The following is a 14,432-nucleotide window of genomic DNA, read 5'->3' on the forward strand; positions in this document are numbered from 1 at the left end:
GAGCACCATGAGCACCGTCCAGACCACCACTCGCGCCCGCAACCTCATCGGAGGCGAGTGGGTCGGCGACGCCGACTTCGAGCGTCGCAACCCCGCTCGTCCTGACGAGGTGGCCTCGGTCGCCCCCTCGTCGTCGGTCGAGCAGGTCGACCAGGCCATCGTCGCCGCGGCCGACGCCCAGCCGGGATGGGCGGCGCTGCCGCTTCCGGCCCGAGGGGCGATCCTGCTGGCCGCCGGCGAGATCCTCCGCGAGCGCCGCAGCGCCGTCGCAGCGGACCTCGTGCGCGAGGAGGGCAAGACCCTCGCCGAGGCGACCGGCGAGGTCGGACGCGCGATCGACGTGCTGAGGTTCTTCGGCGGCCTCGGCTGGGCCGCGAGCGGGCAGGTGCTGCCGAGCGCCACCCCGGGCACCACCATCCACACGCGCCGCGAGCCGCTCGGCGTGGTGGGCCTGATCACCCCGTGGAACTTCCCGATCGCCATCCCGGCGTGGAAGACGGCGCCCGCTCTGCTCGCCGGCAACTCCGTCGTGCTCAAGCCGGCCGAGCTGACGCCGGCGTCCGCGTCCCACCTCGCGGCGGCGCTCGTCGAGGCCGGACTGCCGGCCGGAGTGCTCAACATCGTGCACGGCAAGGGGTCGATCGTCGGGGATGCGCTCGCCCACGACCGCCGGATCGCGGGCCTGTCGTTCACGGGCTCGACCGCGGTGGGTCTCGGGCTGCACGGCGTGCTCAGCGCCCGTCGTGCCCGGGTGCAGCTCGAGATGGGCGGGAAGAACGCGGTGCTCGTGCTCGACGACGCCGACCCGCGGCGGGCCGCGCAGGTCGTCGCTGCGGGTGGGTTCGGGCTGACCGGTCAGGCCTGCACGGCGACCTCCCGCGTCTACGCCACGCCCGGCGTGCTCGCCGCCCTGGTCGACGAGCTCGCCGCTGCCGCGACGGCGCACACCCCCGGTGACGGCCTCGACGCGGCCACGACCATGGGCGTGGTGGTGAGCGAGCAGCAGCTCGAGAAGGACCTCGACGCGGTCTCGGGTGCCACCTCGCGCGGGGGACGGCTCGTCACGGGCGGCACGGCCGAGGGCCTCGCACTCTCCCCCGCCGTCATCACGGATGTCGCGGGCGACGACCCCGTCGTCACCGAGGAGGTCTTCGGCCCCGTCGTCGCGGTGCTGCCCACCGACGACTACGAGTCGGGGCTCGCCGCCGTGAACGACTCGCCCTACGGGCTGACCGCCGGCATCGTCACCGACAGCCTCGCCCGCGCCACCGACTTCTCGGAGCGGGTGCAGGCGGGTGTCGTGAAGGTCAACCGGCCGACCGCCGGTCTCGATCTCAACGTGCCCTTCGGCGGCGTGAAGGACTCGTCGACCAACACGTTCCGGGAGCAGGGCGCCACCGCCCTCGACTTCTTCACCTGGGGCAAGACCGTCTACACCGGAGTGTGAGGGCGACGATGGATGCGCACAGCCCGGACGACCGTGAACTGCGGGTCAGCGATCGCGAGCTGATCGCCGCGGCGAGCGCCCTCCTGGTCGAGGCCCACGATCCCGGCGCCCACCGAGTGGCTGCCGCGGCGGAGGGCACGTCGGGTGCGGTCTACCTGGGCCTCAGCCTGCTCAGTCCGCGCGTCAGCATCTGCGCCGAGACCACCGCCATCGCGAACGCGAAGATGGCGGGCGAGGCGGGGATCCGGCGGATGGTCGCGGTGGGCCTCGATCCGTCCGGCGCCGGGGTCGTGATCAACCCGTGCGGAGTGTGTCGCGAGATCGTGCCCGTCTTCGGCGACGACCTCGAGGTCATCGCCGATCTCGGCGGCGGGCTGGTCGGGCGCGTGCGCCCGGCCGAGCTCCTCCCGATGCCGTGGGTGAGGGCGCGCTCCTACGACTGAAGCGCTCCGGGTCCGTTCCCTACGCGGGGTGCGGGCCCGGGCAGGGTCGGGACAGAATCGATCATGACCGCGGCCGCCCTCATCCTCGTCGCGCCTTTCGTGATCCTGCTCGTCGCCGGGGTCGCGATCGTCTGGACGACGGTGGTCCGGATACGCCGCGACACCCTGGGGCGAGTGGTCGGCGCGATCCGCCTGGTCGCCGGGGCGGGCACCGCGGGGTTCGGGGTGCTCGCGCTGTCGCCGCTCTGGAGCGACCTGCAGTACGGCGTCGTCATCCTCCCGGTGACCGCCCTGATCGCGGCGGCGCTGTGGAACGCCGTCCTCCTCGGCGCGGCGGCCCTCGTGCAGTACGCGCAGCGGAGGAGGACGAGAGGCGCCAAACCGTAGGCGATGTCGGCGTACCAGCGCGCCGGGTCGATCAGCGTCAGCGCGGTCCACTGCGAGCCCAGCACGGGCTGAGTCACCGCGTGGAACGCGGCGTGGAAGCCCATGGCCGCGAACACCGACCCGGGTCGAGGCTCTGCCACGCCCAGGGCGTGCGAGAACAGGGCGAAGAGGACGATCCGATCGGGGGGTCGCCGCCGCCCAGATCAGCACGCCGCACACGCAGAACAGGGCCGCCTGGATGCGCACGGTCGCCCATGCGAACAGGTGACGCCGCACGGTCGAGAAGAGGAATCCGCGGAAGCTCAGCTCCTCGGGGATCGCCTCGTAGAGAAGCACGAGGATGAGGACGGCGGCCACCTGGCCGACGACCTCCAGCCCGGCGCCCGTCACCTCGAAGGCCGCCGCCCCGAGCGCGAGCACCACGACCGACGCGATGACGAAGGGGAGGAGGTGGGCGACCGCGCCAACCCGGCGGAGGGAAGCGCGCGGCGGTCCTGTCGAGCATCACCGCCCTTGTTAAGTACGCGTAGCGGAGGAGCAGCGGGCGGTAGCGGTCGGGGATCGGCGCTCCGGGTCGATCAACGCCACCGCGCATACCGGCCAAGGCGATCGACAATTGTTTAGTTCACATAAGGCAAAGTGATTGACCGGAGGGTGGCACGGGAGTAGAAAGGTCCGAAATCGAGGCACCACATCCAACTGTGATCGACCCGGGTGGGCGCTTCGTAAGGCGGGGGAGTTGCTATGCACCATCGGGTACGCACGCTTGGATTCGTCGCGGTTGCACTGCTGACCACGGCGGGGCTCGGATTGACTGGAGTCCCGGCGATCGCATCGCCGGCGCCGGTTCCCAGTCCGGCCCCCGAGACGGACGTGACGGACGCGGATTGCCCTCCGTCATTGAAGCTCGTCACACCAGCGGCTGATGCCATCTCTCGCGTCGGCGCATCTGCCGTCCTTCCGAAGGACTTCCCCTCGGAAGCGGCAGATAAATATCTCGCCAGCGACGTCATCCAGAAGGCAGTTGCCCAAGGCGCGACGTGGGAGGACACGCTTGATTGCGGTTCCCCCGTCGAACTCTCCGGCTCAGCCCCGAGCGCCCTGAATCTCAACTCCCACAACTGGGCCGGATATCAGTATCAAGGGGTCGAGGAGCCGGACTACGCCTACTACCTCCAATCTTCGATGATCTGGACGATTCCCGCAGCAGTGAGTACCCCCAGCGGAGGGCCTGACGCAGTCTCCATCTGGCCTGGAGTCGGAACAGGAGACAGCGAGTACGACCCCCTGATCCAAGCCGGTACACAGTCGTACTACTACTCCGGTGTCCCCGTCACCAATGCCTGGTTCGAGGTGTATCCGCTTGACCCATACGAGATCCCACTGCCCAGTTTCCCTGCGGGTGCGGGTGACGATTTCGGCGTCGTGGTGACTGGTCACGCGACCGGCATCTTCCTCTTCACGCTCTGCAACTACACGGCGAACAAGTGCATCTCAGCGGAGGAGGATCGCGACGCAGCTCACTTCAGCGGTCAGACAGTGGAGTGGATAGTCGAACGCCCGCAGTATGCCACTGGCGCCTACCAGCAACTCGATCCCTTCGGCAGCCTGGAGATCCTCGGAGCGGAAGCTGCCGAGATGCAAGGAAACGGCATCAATTGGGACAGTTTCTACGGTGGAAGCGTGCCGCTTGACCCCGCCGTGTCCATCAACAAGTTCACCATGACCTCATGCAACGGAGCAACGACTCTCGCCCACCCCGGATCATTTACGGGTGGTGGTGACTTCACAGTGAACTGGGACGACCATGGCATCAATGAATCCTGCTGACCGCAAACGTCGTCGCGAGAATCTGCGTACGATCTACTTCCTCGTTCTCATGACGCTCTGCGCCCTGATCCTCATCGCGATGGTCCTCTGGGCAGTCGGGCTCTTCTTCCCGTTTCTTTGGCTCCATTCGACGCCTGGACGCTGAATCCAACTCTCGTGACGTCGTGCTCACGCCGCACATCGCGTACTTCTCGCGTCATCTCTCTGTTGGGGCAGAGAGGCCGACGTCGGCAGAGCGGAGGATCCGGCCGAAGGTGCGGGTGTAGTCCTCCTTGATGATGTCGAGGTGGGCCCAGGTCTCGAGCGAGCCGACCTCGGGAAGGGCGCGCAGTTCCTCGATCACCGCGAGGACTCCGGCGGTCGCCGTGCCGACGATGGTGGCGATCACGTCGTAGGCGCCGTGCGCCGCCGCCGCGAGGTCGATGGCGGGAGTGTCGACGACGTAGCGGTGCACCGCGTCGGGCGCTCCGCGCAACGAGATGCCCACGCCGACGGCGACGCGGTTGCGCGAGAGGCCGCCCGCGTCGATGGCGGCGATCCGGATGACCCCGGCTTCCAGCAGGCGACGGACTCGGGCGCGGGCCGACGAGGGCGAGAGCCGGACGGCGTCGGCAAGGGCCCGGTAGCTGGCCCGGCCGTCCTCCTGCAGGATCGCGATCAGGTCGTGGTCGAGGGAGTCGAGGCGGATGTCGGTGACCGACGCTGCGGTGATGAACTCCTTGAGGAGCGTGTCGTAGGTGGTGACGCGCACGCGCCGCACGCCGGGGAGCTCGCGGACGGCCGTCAGCGTCGCCGACAGCTCCTCCGTGTCGCCGTGCCGCGACTCGAACACGAGCGACGCTCCGCCCGCGACCATCGAGACGAAGACGGTGTCGGGCAGCTCCGCGATCCGCTGGGCGATCGGCCGTGCCGGGCCGTCGACCTCCACCAGGCCGTGGATCAGCACGTGGAGACCGGCGAAGCCGGGATCCAGAGCCGCGACGACGCGCAGGCCGTCGCGCTCGATGAGGGTGCTCAACCGGCGCGACACCGCGTCGCGCGAAGCTCCGACCGTTCGCGCCAGCTCGTGGATGCTCGCGCGTCCGTCGGCCTGGAGGGCTCGGACGAGGCTGACCTCGAGTGCGTCGTCGCGCTCTGGAGAGGTCCGGTCATGGCGGATCGGCACATCCGCAGAATACCCGCAATCGCACCCGGTCGACTCCAGATCGTTCGTCACACTCCGTCGACAAGCACGATCCGCGCAGCTTTCGTCGTTCAAAGGCAGCACTTGGTCGGCAGGATCCGAGCTTCGGCGCGTAAGTACGCTTGCGCGTGATGCACCCTCGGCGTGAGACTGCACGACGACCTTCCGTCGAACCTCGTGACATCGAGCAAAGGAGCTACGTGTGTCTGTTTCCACGACGCAACCCGCGGGGCACGCCCGCGCGTTGAAGGCGGGACTCGCCGCCGTGGTCGGCACCACCATCGAGTGGTACGACTTCTACGTCTACGCGACGGCCGCGGCCATCGTGTTCCCCCAGGTGTTCTTCCCCGAGGTCGACAACACCCTCGGGACGCTCGCCTCGTTCGGCACCTACGCGGTCGCCTACTTCATGCGTCCGCTCGGCGGCATCATCTTCGGGCACATCGGCGACAAGCTCGGTCGCAAGCGCGCGCTGACGCTGACGCTCTTCGTGATGGGCGTGGCGACCGTGCTGGTGGGCTGCCTGCCCGGGTACGCCTCCATCGGCATCGTCGCGCCCGTGCTGCTCATCACCCTGCGCATCGCGCAGGGTCTCGCCGTCGGCGGCGAGTGGGGTGGCGCGAGCCTCATGTCGGTCGAGAGCGCCCCTCCGCGCTTCAAGACCTTCTACGGCGGATTCACTCAGCTCGGCAACCCGCTCGGCGCCCTGCTCGCCTCCGGCGCCTTCTGGATCCTCGCCTCGATGGGCGACGACGTCCTTCTCACCTGGGGCTGGCGCATCCCGTTCCTGTTCAGCATCGTGCTGATCGGCGTGGGGATCTGGGTCCGCTACCGCGTGGAGGAGACCCCGGTCTTCGAGCAGAAGATCGAGGGCCAGACGCAGTCGACGCCGATCGTCTTCGCGCTGCGCAACAACTGGCTGCCCATCCTGCTCGGCTTCTGCATCATCGCGATGTCGTCCGGCGGGTACGTGATCGCGACCACGTTCGTGCAGAACTTCGCCACCAGCCCGGAGGTCGGCCTCGACGCCGGCATCATCCTCGGGGCCATGACTGTGGCCTCTTTCATCGAGGCGCTGGTCACCCTGCCGCTGGCGATGCTCGGCGACAAGTGGGGCGGCAAGCGGATCATCATCCTCGGCTCGGTGCTGTCGTTCCTCGCGGTCATCCCGCTGGTGCTGGTGATCCAGAACCACGAGATCCTCCTCATCTACGTGTTCGTCAGCGTCATCCGCATCACGCTGAGCGGGGCGTGGGCACCACTGTCGACGGTGATGACGCAGATGTTCCGCCCGCAGGCGCGCTACACCTCGATGTCGCTGTCGTACGGGATCGGCGCCGCCGTCTGGGGTGGGCTCTCGCCCGCCATCGCGACCGCGCTCATCGCCGCGACCGGCACGTTCTGGTCGGCGGTCTGGTTCTTCGGCGGACTCGCCCTCATCGCGGTCGTCGGCACCTGGTTCGCACCCCAGCACTCCGACGCCGCCCCGGTGACCGGCTCGTTCCGCGCCCGCACCGACACCACCTCGATCCAGACCAGGAGGCCCTGACCCATGCGTGCTCTGGCGACCTACGACGCCCGCGACTCCGCACCCACCCTCGCGACCGCCGACGTGATCCTCACCGTCGACGAGTCCGCCCCGCGTGCCGAGGCGATGCTCACGGCCGGCGGCAGGATCCTCGCCGTCGGCACGGTGGACGAGGTGGAGGACGCGGCCCGTCGCGCCGGGCTCGAGCCGGTCCGCGCCGACTTCCCGGGCGCGACGATCGTGCCGGGCTTCATCGACGCGCACGCGCATCCGCTCATGTTCGGCCAGCTGCTCACCTGGGTCGACGTGAGCCCCGAGAAGGCGGCCACGATCCCCGAGATCGTCGAGCTCATGCGCGAGGGGGCGAAGCGGCTGCCGCCCGGCACCCCGCTGCGCGGCTACGGCTACGAGCAGCGCAACCTCGCCGAGCGCCGGCATCCCACCCGGCAGGAGCTCGACGCGATCGCGACCGACCGCGAGGTCTACGTGATGAACGCCTCCGGTCACGGCGGCGTGGTCAACAGCTTCACCCTCGACAAGTACGGCATCACCCGCGACTCCCCCAACCCCGAGGGCGGCGAGTTCTTCCGCGATGCGGACGGCGAGCTCACGGGCGAGCTGTCGGATGCGGCCTGCAACGTCCTCACGGGCCTCCACGGTGTGAAGATCGGCCACCACGGCCCGAACTTCCACCTCGGCGACGAGCCCGCCGAGCATCAGCGGCAGCTCGACATCGCCCAGCGCGAGTTCCTCTCGGCGGGGGTCACCGCGCTCGGCGACGCGCAGGTGTCGAAGCGCGAGCTCGCCGCGTACCTCGCGATGGCCGACCGGGGCGAGCTGAAGCTCCGCGTCTCGATGTACTTCCTCTCGCACCTGCTCGACCAGGTCCTCGATCTCGGCCTCACCGGTCCGTTCGGCAACGCGTTCCTGTCGTTCGCCGGCATCAAGCTCTACGCCGACGGTACGCTCGGCGGCTGGACCGCCTACTTCCCCGAGGGCTATGTCGGCGACCCGTGCCGACGCGGGCAGCTCTACCACGAGCCCGCCGAGTACTCCGAGCTGGTGTCGAAGGCGCACGCCGCCGGCCTCCAGACCGCCACGCACGCCCAGTCGCCGACCGCCATCGCGATGGTCGTCGACGCCGTCGAGCGGGTGCTCGCCGAGCGCCCCGATCCGGATGCCCGTCATCGCATCGAGCATTGCGGCCTCCCCGCGACCGAGGACATCGAGCGGATGGCACGGCTGGGCATCCGCCCCGTCAACCAGACGCAGCACTACTACAACTGGGGCGAGGGCGTCGAGCAGGCCATCGGCACGCCCGGCGAGCGCTTCAACCCGCTGGGCGAGTTCGTCGAGGCGGGGGTACCGGTGACGATCTCGTCGGATGCCCCGGTCGCCGAGCCGCGCCCGCTGGAGGCGATCCAGGCCGCGGTGACGCGGATCACGCGGCGCGGGCACAAGCTCGGGCCCGACTCCCTGCGGATCACCGCGGAGCAGGCGCTCCGAGGTCACACTCTCGAGGGCGCGGTGTCGCTGGGGCGTGAACGGGAGCTCGGGTCGCTCGAGGTGGGCAAGCGCGCCGACTTCGTCGTGCTGGGCGAGAATCCGCTCGAGGTCGACGGCGAGGCGATCGCCGAGATCCCCGTGCTGTCGACGTGGGTGGACGGGAGCGAGAGGTTCCACGGCGATGTCCGCTGAGCTGCAGACCCGGGCCGAGCGGACCACCGGGTGGGTGATCGTCGAGACGCTGCAGCGCTACGGCATCGACACCGTGTTCGGGATCCCGGGGACCCACAACCTCGAGCTCTACCGCCCGCTCAACGCGCTCGGCATCCGGGCCGTGACGAGCCGCCACGAACAGGGCGCCGGCTACGCCGCTGACGGCTGGTCGCTGCGTACCGGCAAGCCCGGCGTCGTCATCACCACCAGCGGACCTGGTCTGCTCAACGCGCTCTCGGCCGCCGGGACGGCGTACTGCGAGTCGCGCCCGATGATCATCCTCTCCCCTGGCCCGGCCCGCGGGCACGAGTTCGCCGACGCCGGCACCCTGCACGAGACGAAGGATCAGCTCGGCGCCGCCGCCGCGATCGTCGAGTGGGCGCGCCGGGCGGAGACAGCGGCGGAGGCCGTCGAGGCCGTGCACGACGCCTTCGCGCTGTTCGCGACCGGGCGTCCCCGACCCGTCTACCTCGAGATCCCGCTCGACCTCCTCGAGGAGGAGGCCGACCTCCCCTCCGAGATGCTCGCACCTCGCCCGGCGGCGGTGGCCGACCCGGTCGACGCCTCCACGGTCGAGGAGGCCGTGCGGATGCTGGCCGCCGCGTCCGACCCGGTCATCCTGGCCGGTGGGGGCTCTCGCGGTGCAGGAGCCGAGCTCCGGGCGGTCGCCGAGCGCCTCGGCGCGCCCGTCGTCACCACGCTCAACGCGAAGGGTGTGCTCGACGAGCACCACCCCCTCTCGCTCGGCTCGAACCTGCGGCTGCCGGCCGCCCGCCACCGGGCGCGCGATGCCGACGTGCTCCTGGTGGTCGGGTCGAAGCTCGGCGAGGCCGAGCTGTGGGTCGACCGTCTCGAGGCGCGCGGTCGCGTCATCCGCATCGATCGCCTCGAGTCGCAGCTGCAGAAGAACCAGCGGGCCGACGTCGGGATCGTCGGCGACGCCGCCGCGGCACTCGCCGCGATCGCGGCGGGTCTGGGCTCAGACGGGCCCGGCCGCACCGCCGAGGAGGCCCGGGTCACCGAGACCCTCGCTGCGGTCGCCGCCGAATGCGCCGAGCTGTCGCCGATCAACACCGCGATCGCGGACGCCCTCGTCGCCGCACTGCCGGCGGACGCGATCGTCTCGACCGACTCCTCGCAGATCGGCTACTGGGGGCTCGTCAACCGGCTCCGCGTCTCGGAGCCGAACTCGATGCCGTACATGACCACCTACGCCACCCTCGGCTACGGGCTGCCCGCGGCCCTCGGCGTCCGCATCGCGTCCCCCGAGCGGCCGGTCTTCGCGGTCGTCGGCGACGGCGCGCTCATGTTCTCGCTGCAGGAGCTCATGACCGTCGTCGAGCAGCGCCTCAACCTCACGGTCGTCGTCGTCGACAACGGCGGCTACGCCGAGATCAAGCAGAACGAGGCGGATGCGGGCATCGCGCCGATCGGCGTCGACCTGACCCAGCCGGACTGGGTCGCGCTGGCCCGCGCGTTCGGCGGCGAGGGCCGTCGAGCCGCGTCAGCGGCGGAGATCGCCGAGGCCGTCGCCGCCGCGAGCGCGGCAGGGGGTCTGCAGCTGATCCACGTGCCGCAGTTGGCCTTCGCGGAAGCACACGCGGCCACGCCAGTCCCGCAGTCCGCCCTCTGAAGGTGAGGAAGAAGCCATGACCACCACCCCCACCGGCCCGTCGGACGCCTCCAAGACCCCGCGGTACGCCGGTCTCTCGACCTTCGCCCGGCTGCCGCGGATCGAGGACGTGCCGTCCGTCGATCTCGCGATCGTGGGCATCCCCTTCGACACCGGCGTCAGCTACCGTCCCGGCGCCCGCTTCGGTCCGGAGCACGTCCGCGCGTCGAGCCGGCTGCTCCGGCCCTACAACCCGGCACAGGACTTCTCGCCGTGGGAGGCGGTGCAGGTCGCCGACGCGGGTGACATCGCCGTGAACCCGTTCCACATCGACGAGGCGGTGCGCCAGATCGCGGAAGCGGCGACCGATCTCGGGACCCGGGCGGAGCGCATCCTCACCATCGGGGGCGACCACACCATCGCCTACCCGCTCCTCCAGGCGATCAGCGCGAAGCACGGGCCGGTCGCGGTGCTGCACTTCGACGCCCACCTCGACACCTGGGATACCTACTTCGACGAGCCCATCACCCACGGCACGCCGTTCCGCCGCGCGTCGGAGGAGGGGTCCCTCGACCGCACCGCCTCGGTGCACGTCGGGACGCGAGGTCCGCTGTACAGCAAGCAGGACCTCGAGGACGACGAGCGGCTGGGCTTCTCGATCGTCTCGAGCGAGTACCTCGAGGAGAACGGCGTCCCGGCCGCGGTGGAGCGCATCCGCCGTCGTGTCGGCGATCGGCCCCTCTACATCTCGGTCGACATCGACGTGCTCGACCCGGCGCATGCGCCCGGCACCGGCACCCCGGAGGCGGGCGGGCTCACCAGCCGCGAGCTGCTGCGGATCATCCGCGAGCTCTCCGACCTGCACATCGTCGGCGCGGATGTGGTCGAGGTCGCGCCGGCGTACGACCACGCCCAGATCACGGGCATCGCGGCCGCCCATGTGGCATACGAGCTGATGACCGCGATGGCGCAGGTCATCGTGCGGGAGCGCTCGGATGATTGAGGCGACCACGGGCCGGCGACCCGTCGCCGTCTACACCGACGTCGACGACACCGATCCGGGCCTAGGCATAGCGTTGCTCGAGGCGCACGGGTTCGAGGTGCGGGTGCTCGGCACGCGCGATCCCGAGGCGATCATCGCGGGCGCCCAGGATGCCGTCGCGCTGCTGCCCGGGTACGCGACGGTCTCGCGCGAGGTGCTCGAGGGTCTCCCGCACCTGCGGATCGTGTCGCTCATGTCGATGGGGTTCGACTACGTGGACGTCGACACGGCGACGTCGCGCGGGGTGTGGGTGACGAACGTGCCCGGCGCGGCCACCCAGGAGGTCGCCACGCACGCACTCGCCATCCTGCTCATAAGCCTGCGTCAGCTGCCGTTCTACACCGGCTCGGCCACGCCCGACCGCTGGAACGAGCGGGCCGACACGGCTCCCCTACGACTGAGCGAGCTCACTCTCGGCGTCGTCGGCCTCGGCCGCATCGGCCGCGAGTTCGCCAGGGTCGCGGGACCGCTCTTCGGACGGGTGATCGGGTACGACCCGATGCTGCCCGACTCCCCGGAGACGGCCGCCGACCTCGGCGCCCTCGGCGTCGAGCGCGCGTCGCTCGACGAGGTGCGGGGTGCGTCGAACGTGCTCTCGCTCCATCTCCCGCTGCTGCCCGACACGACGCGGATGGTCGACGCCGCCTTCCTCGACGGGATGCCCGCCGGCTCCACGCTGGTGAACGTCTCGCGCGGCGGACTGATCGACGAGCACGCGCTCGCCGCCGCCCTCGATTCCGGCCGGCTCGCCGGCGCGGCCCTCGACGTGCTCACCCAGGAGCCGCCCGCTCCCGGGAACCCGCTCCTCGGCCGCCCCGACGTGGTGCTCACGCCGCACATCGGGTACTTCTCGCGGCGCACGGAGATCGAGTACGTGCGCATCCAGGCGCAGAACACGATCTCTCTGTGGGAGTCGGGCATGCCCGACTCCCCTGTGAACCGGCTCTGACCGAGCGCGGGTGGCGGCGACCCGGTCGCCGCGTGCCAGTATCGACGCCAGGGGGTCGGATGGCGAGGCGAGGGAGGGCACCGCGGTCGGCGGCGCCACGGACGCTGCTGTGGGGTCTCGCCGTGCCGGGCGGAGCCACGGCCGGCCTCGTGCTGTCTCTCGTGCTCACGGGCCGGGTGTCGCTCATCGCCGTCGTCGCGGGGGCCGGGTTGGGGCTGATGTTCGCGGTACTCATCGTGGCCGCCACCTGGCGCAGCCGGGTACGCGACGCCGCGGTGGCGCGCCTGCACCCGGGCGCGTTGACGCTGATCGCGCTGCGCGTCGTCGAAGCCGACGGGTTCTTCGAGTCGATGACCGACGTCCGTCCCGTCGACGTGGGCTCGACCTACGCGATCGCGGTCGACTCGCGCGGTGTCCACGTCTACAGCGGAGGTCGAGCGCCGCACCCCCTCGCGAGCATCCGATGGGGCGAGGTCACGGGGATCTACCGGACGGCGGCCCACTCGGCCGCCTTCAGCTATGTGATGCAGCAGCCGACCTACGAGGCCCTCACCCTCCACATCGATCGGCCGGGCCACCGCGAGATCGAGCTCCCCGTCCCGGTGATGACGTGGCGGACCCAGCCGATGAGCGGGGACCGGCTCCGCGCCCTGATCCGGCGCGTGGAGTCGATCCGGCGCGCGGACCGATGACGGGGAAGCGTTCCTTGCAGTCCTCGGCTACCGCTCGAGGGTGAAGTAGGGGATGGTCTCGTCCGACTCACCGGGCCCGGAGCTCTCGAACGCGACCACCACACGGGCGCCGAGCAGGTCCGCGTCGGGATCGGCCCCGCGGATCTCGGTCCACCACCACGGCCCCTCGTCGAGCTCCACGATGCCCACCACGGTGCGGATGTCGTCGCTGCCCGGCACACGGACGTGTGGGACCGACCACGACACGACGGTCGCGCGGCCGGACGCGGGGACCGGTTCGAAGCGCTCCCTGTCCCAGGACGTATCGGTTCGGGGGTCGAGCAGTTCACCGGTCACGACGTCTCGGAGGAGGAGGAACTCCCCACGGGACGTCCCGTCGAAGAACAGGGCCGTCTGCAGATCGCGGCGGACGGGCATGAGAGCCATCGGTCTCTCCCTTCTCAGATCGTGCCGAGCACGAGGGTCGCGTGATGGTCGAGTGTCCCGCCGTTGCCCGAGACGAGGACGCGGTCATGTCTCTCGACCTGCCTCTCCCCCGCCTGACCGCGCGTCTGGATGACGGCCTCGGACAGCGGGGTCATGCCCCACATGTAATAGGAGGAGAGCTCGCCTCCCCCGGTGTTCACCGCGAGCGAGCCTCCCGGTCCGAGGGTTCCCGGCTGAGCGAGGAAGGCGCCACCCTCGCCCTTCGGCGCGAATCCGTAGTCCTCGAGCGTGACGAGCGCGGTGTAGGTGTAGCAGTCGTACACCTCGACGACGTCGATCTCGTCGATCGAGGTCCCGGCCATCGCGAGAGCGGCCGGCCCTGAACGAGCGGCCCCCGTGACGAGCCCGAAGTCGTCGTTGCGCTCGCCGACGCGCCCGGGGTGGGTCTGTGCCCAGCCGAGTATCTCGACGGGCGGCTGCGCGAGGTCTCGTGCCCGGTCGAGCGAGGTGATGATCAGCGCGATGCCGCCGTTGGAGACCAGGCAGCAGTCGAGGAGATGGAACGGCTCCGATATCCACCGGGAGGCGTGGTAGTCCTCCAGGGTCATCGGAGTCTTCATCTGCGCCAGCGGGTTCATCGCCGCCCACGCGCGCTGAGCGACGGCGATGGCCCCCAGCTCGTCATGGGTCGTGCCGTACCTGGCCATGTGGCGTCGAGCAGCGAGCGCGTAGTACGTGTTGGCGCTGTAGAGGCCGCCGGCCGCCATCATCCCGCGCCATCCGCTCGCTCCCGCCGCCGACGCGTAGGCGGCTCCTCCGCCGCGGTCGGGCTGCAACGGATCGTCGGCCCAGACGACCGCGATCGTCTCGGCCATGCCCGCGTCGATGGCCATCGCGGCGTACTGCACCATCTGCGCCGCGGTCGACCCGTAGCCCTGCATGTAGGTGAGCACACGGAGGTCCGTGAGTCCGAGCAGGCCCTGGAGATCGAGTCCGACGTTGTTGCTGATGCCGCTCGACATGATGAGCCCGTCGAGGTCGCCGAGCTGCAGCCCCGCATCCGTCACGGCGTTCCTCACGGCGATGGAGGCGAACTCGTTCGCCGTGTATCCGTAGACCTTGCCCAGCTCGCTCATCCCGAGCCCGGCGATGGCCGTGCGCGTCCTCGTCATGG

The 14,432-nt window shown here is 70.3% G+C and carries 13 protein-coding genes; 10 read left to right on the forward strand and 3 right to left on the reverse strand.

Going from position 1 to position 14,432, the window contains the following annotated elements; genetic code table 11:
* The first annotated feature begins 7 nt into the window (after positions 1 to 7).
* The 4 genes from ACFJGV_RS09885 (at position 8) to ACFJGV_RS09900 (ending at position 4,107) form a co-directional block, all read left to right on the forward strand.
* On the forward strand, positions 8 to 1,447 hold the full coding sequence (locus ACFJGV_RS09885; protein ID WP_378143728.1) for an aldehyde dehydrogenase family protein: 1,440 nt from the start codon (positions 8 to 10) through the stop codon (positions 1,445 to 1,447).
* A gap of 8 nt (positions 1,448 to 1,455) precedes the next feature.
* Positions 1,456 to 1,890 carry a cytidine deaminase family protein gene (locus ACFJGV_RS09890; RefSeq protein WP_378143729.1) on the forward strand — a complete coding sequence of 145 codons (435 nt, stop codon included), beginning with the start codon at positions 1,456 to 1,458 and terminating at the stop codon, positions 1,888 to 1,890.
* Positions 1,891 to 1,953: 63 nt separating this feature from the next.
* Positions 1,954 to 2,277, forward strand: coding sequence for a hypothetical protein (locus ACFJGV_RS09895; protein WP_378143730.1), 324 nt, complete (start codon positions 1,954 to 1,956; stop codon positions 2,275 to 2,277).
* Between the two features lie 900 nt (positions 2,278 to 3,177).
* The gene (locus ACFJGV_RS09900) at positions 3,178 to 4,107 is read left to right on the forward strand and encodes a G1 family glutamic endopeptidase (protein ID WP_378143731.1); all 930 of its coding nucleotides are present in this window, start codon (positions 3,178 to 3,180) and stop codon (positions 4,105 to 4,107) included.
* A 196-nt stretch (positions 4,108 to 4,303) separates the two neighbouring features.
* On the opposite strand, the gene ACFJGV_RS09905 is transcribed toward ACFJGV_RS09900, so the two are convergent.
* Positions 4,304 to 5,272: an Lrp/AsnC family transcriptional regulator gene (locus ACFJGV_RS09905; RefSeq protein WP_378143732.1), complete on the reverse strand. Its 969-nt coding sequence runs from the start codon at positions 5,270 to 5,272 to the stop codon at positions 4,304 to 4,306.
* A gap of 220 nt (positions 5,273 to 5,492) precedes the next feature.
* Here ACFJGV_RS09905 and ACFJGV_RS09910 point away from each other — a divergent pair, with 220 nt between their 5' ends.
* From ACFJGV_RS09910 to ACFJGV_RS09935, 6 genes are read left to right on the forward strand one after another with little or no spacing between them, the layout of a single operon-like run.
* A complete protein-coding gene (locus ACFJGV_RS09910) occupies positions 5,493 to 6,839 on the forward strand; it encodes an MFS transporter (RefSeq protein WP_378143733.1) in 1,347 nt (448 codons plus the stop codon).
* Positions 6,840 to 6,842: 3 nt separating this feature from the next.
* Entirely contained in the window at positions 6,843 to 8,516 is a 1,674-nt protein-coding gene (locus ACFJGV_RS09915) for an amidohydrolase (RefSeq protein ID WP_378143735.1), read from the forward strand.
* The gene (locus ACFJGV_RS09920; protein WP_378143737.1) at positions 8,506 to 10,170 is read left to right on the forward strand and encodes a thiamine pyrophosphate-binding protein; all 1,665 of its coding nucleotides are present in this window, start codon (positions 8,506 to 8,508) and stop codon (positions 10,168 to 10,170) included. Before ACFJGV_RS09915 ends, ACFJGV_RS09920 begins: the two co-directional genes overlap by 11 nt.
* Positions 10,171 to 10,186: 16 nt before the next feature.
* The gene (gene speB, locus ACFJGV_RS09925) at positions 10,187 to 11,152 is read left to right on the forward strand and encodes an agmatinase (RefSeq protein WP_378143738.1); all 966 of its coding nucleotides are present in this window, start codon (positions 10,187 to 10,189) and stop codon (positions 11,150 to 11,152) included.
* Positions 11,145 to 12,140, forward strand: coding sequence for a C-terminal binding protein (locus ACFJGV_RS09930; RefSeq protein ID WP_378143739.1), 996 nt, complete (start codon positions 11,145 to 11,147; stop codon positions 12,138 to 12,140). Before speB ends, ACFJGV_RS09930 begins: the two co-directional genes overlap by 8 nt.
* Positions 12,141 to 12,199: 59 nt before the next feature.
* Entirely contained in the window at positions 12,200 to 12,832 is a 633-nt protein-coding gene (locus ACFJGV_RS09935) for a hypothetical protein (protein ID WP_378143740.1), read from the forward strand.
* 27 nt (positions 12,833 to 12,859) lie between these two features.
* Here the strand turns inward: ACFJGV_RS09935 and ACFJGV_RS09940 are convergent, their stop codons facing one another.
* Positions 12,860 to 13,258: a Zn-ribbon domain-containing OB-fold protein gene (locus tag ACFJGV_RS09940; protein WP_378143741.1), complete on the reverse strand. Its 399-nt coding sequence runs from the start codon at positions 13,256 to 13,258 to the stop codon at positions 12,860 to 12,862.
* A gap of 14 nt (positions 13,259 to 13,272) precedes the next feature.
* Entirely contained in the window at positions 13,273 to 14,430 is a 1,158-nt protein-coding gene (locus ACFJGV_RS09945; RefSeq protein WP_378143743.1) for a thiolase family protein, read from the reverse strand.
* Positions 14,431 to 14,432 lie beyond the last annotated feature (2 nt).

Source organism: Cnuibacter sp. UC19_7 (assembly GCF_042699995.1).
Taxonomy (GTDB): Bacteria; Actinomycetota; Actinomycetes; order Actinomycetales; family Microbacteriaceae; genus Cnuibacter.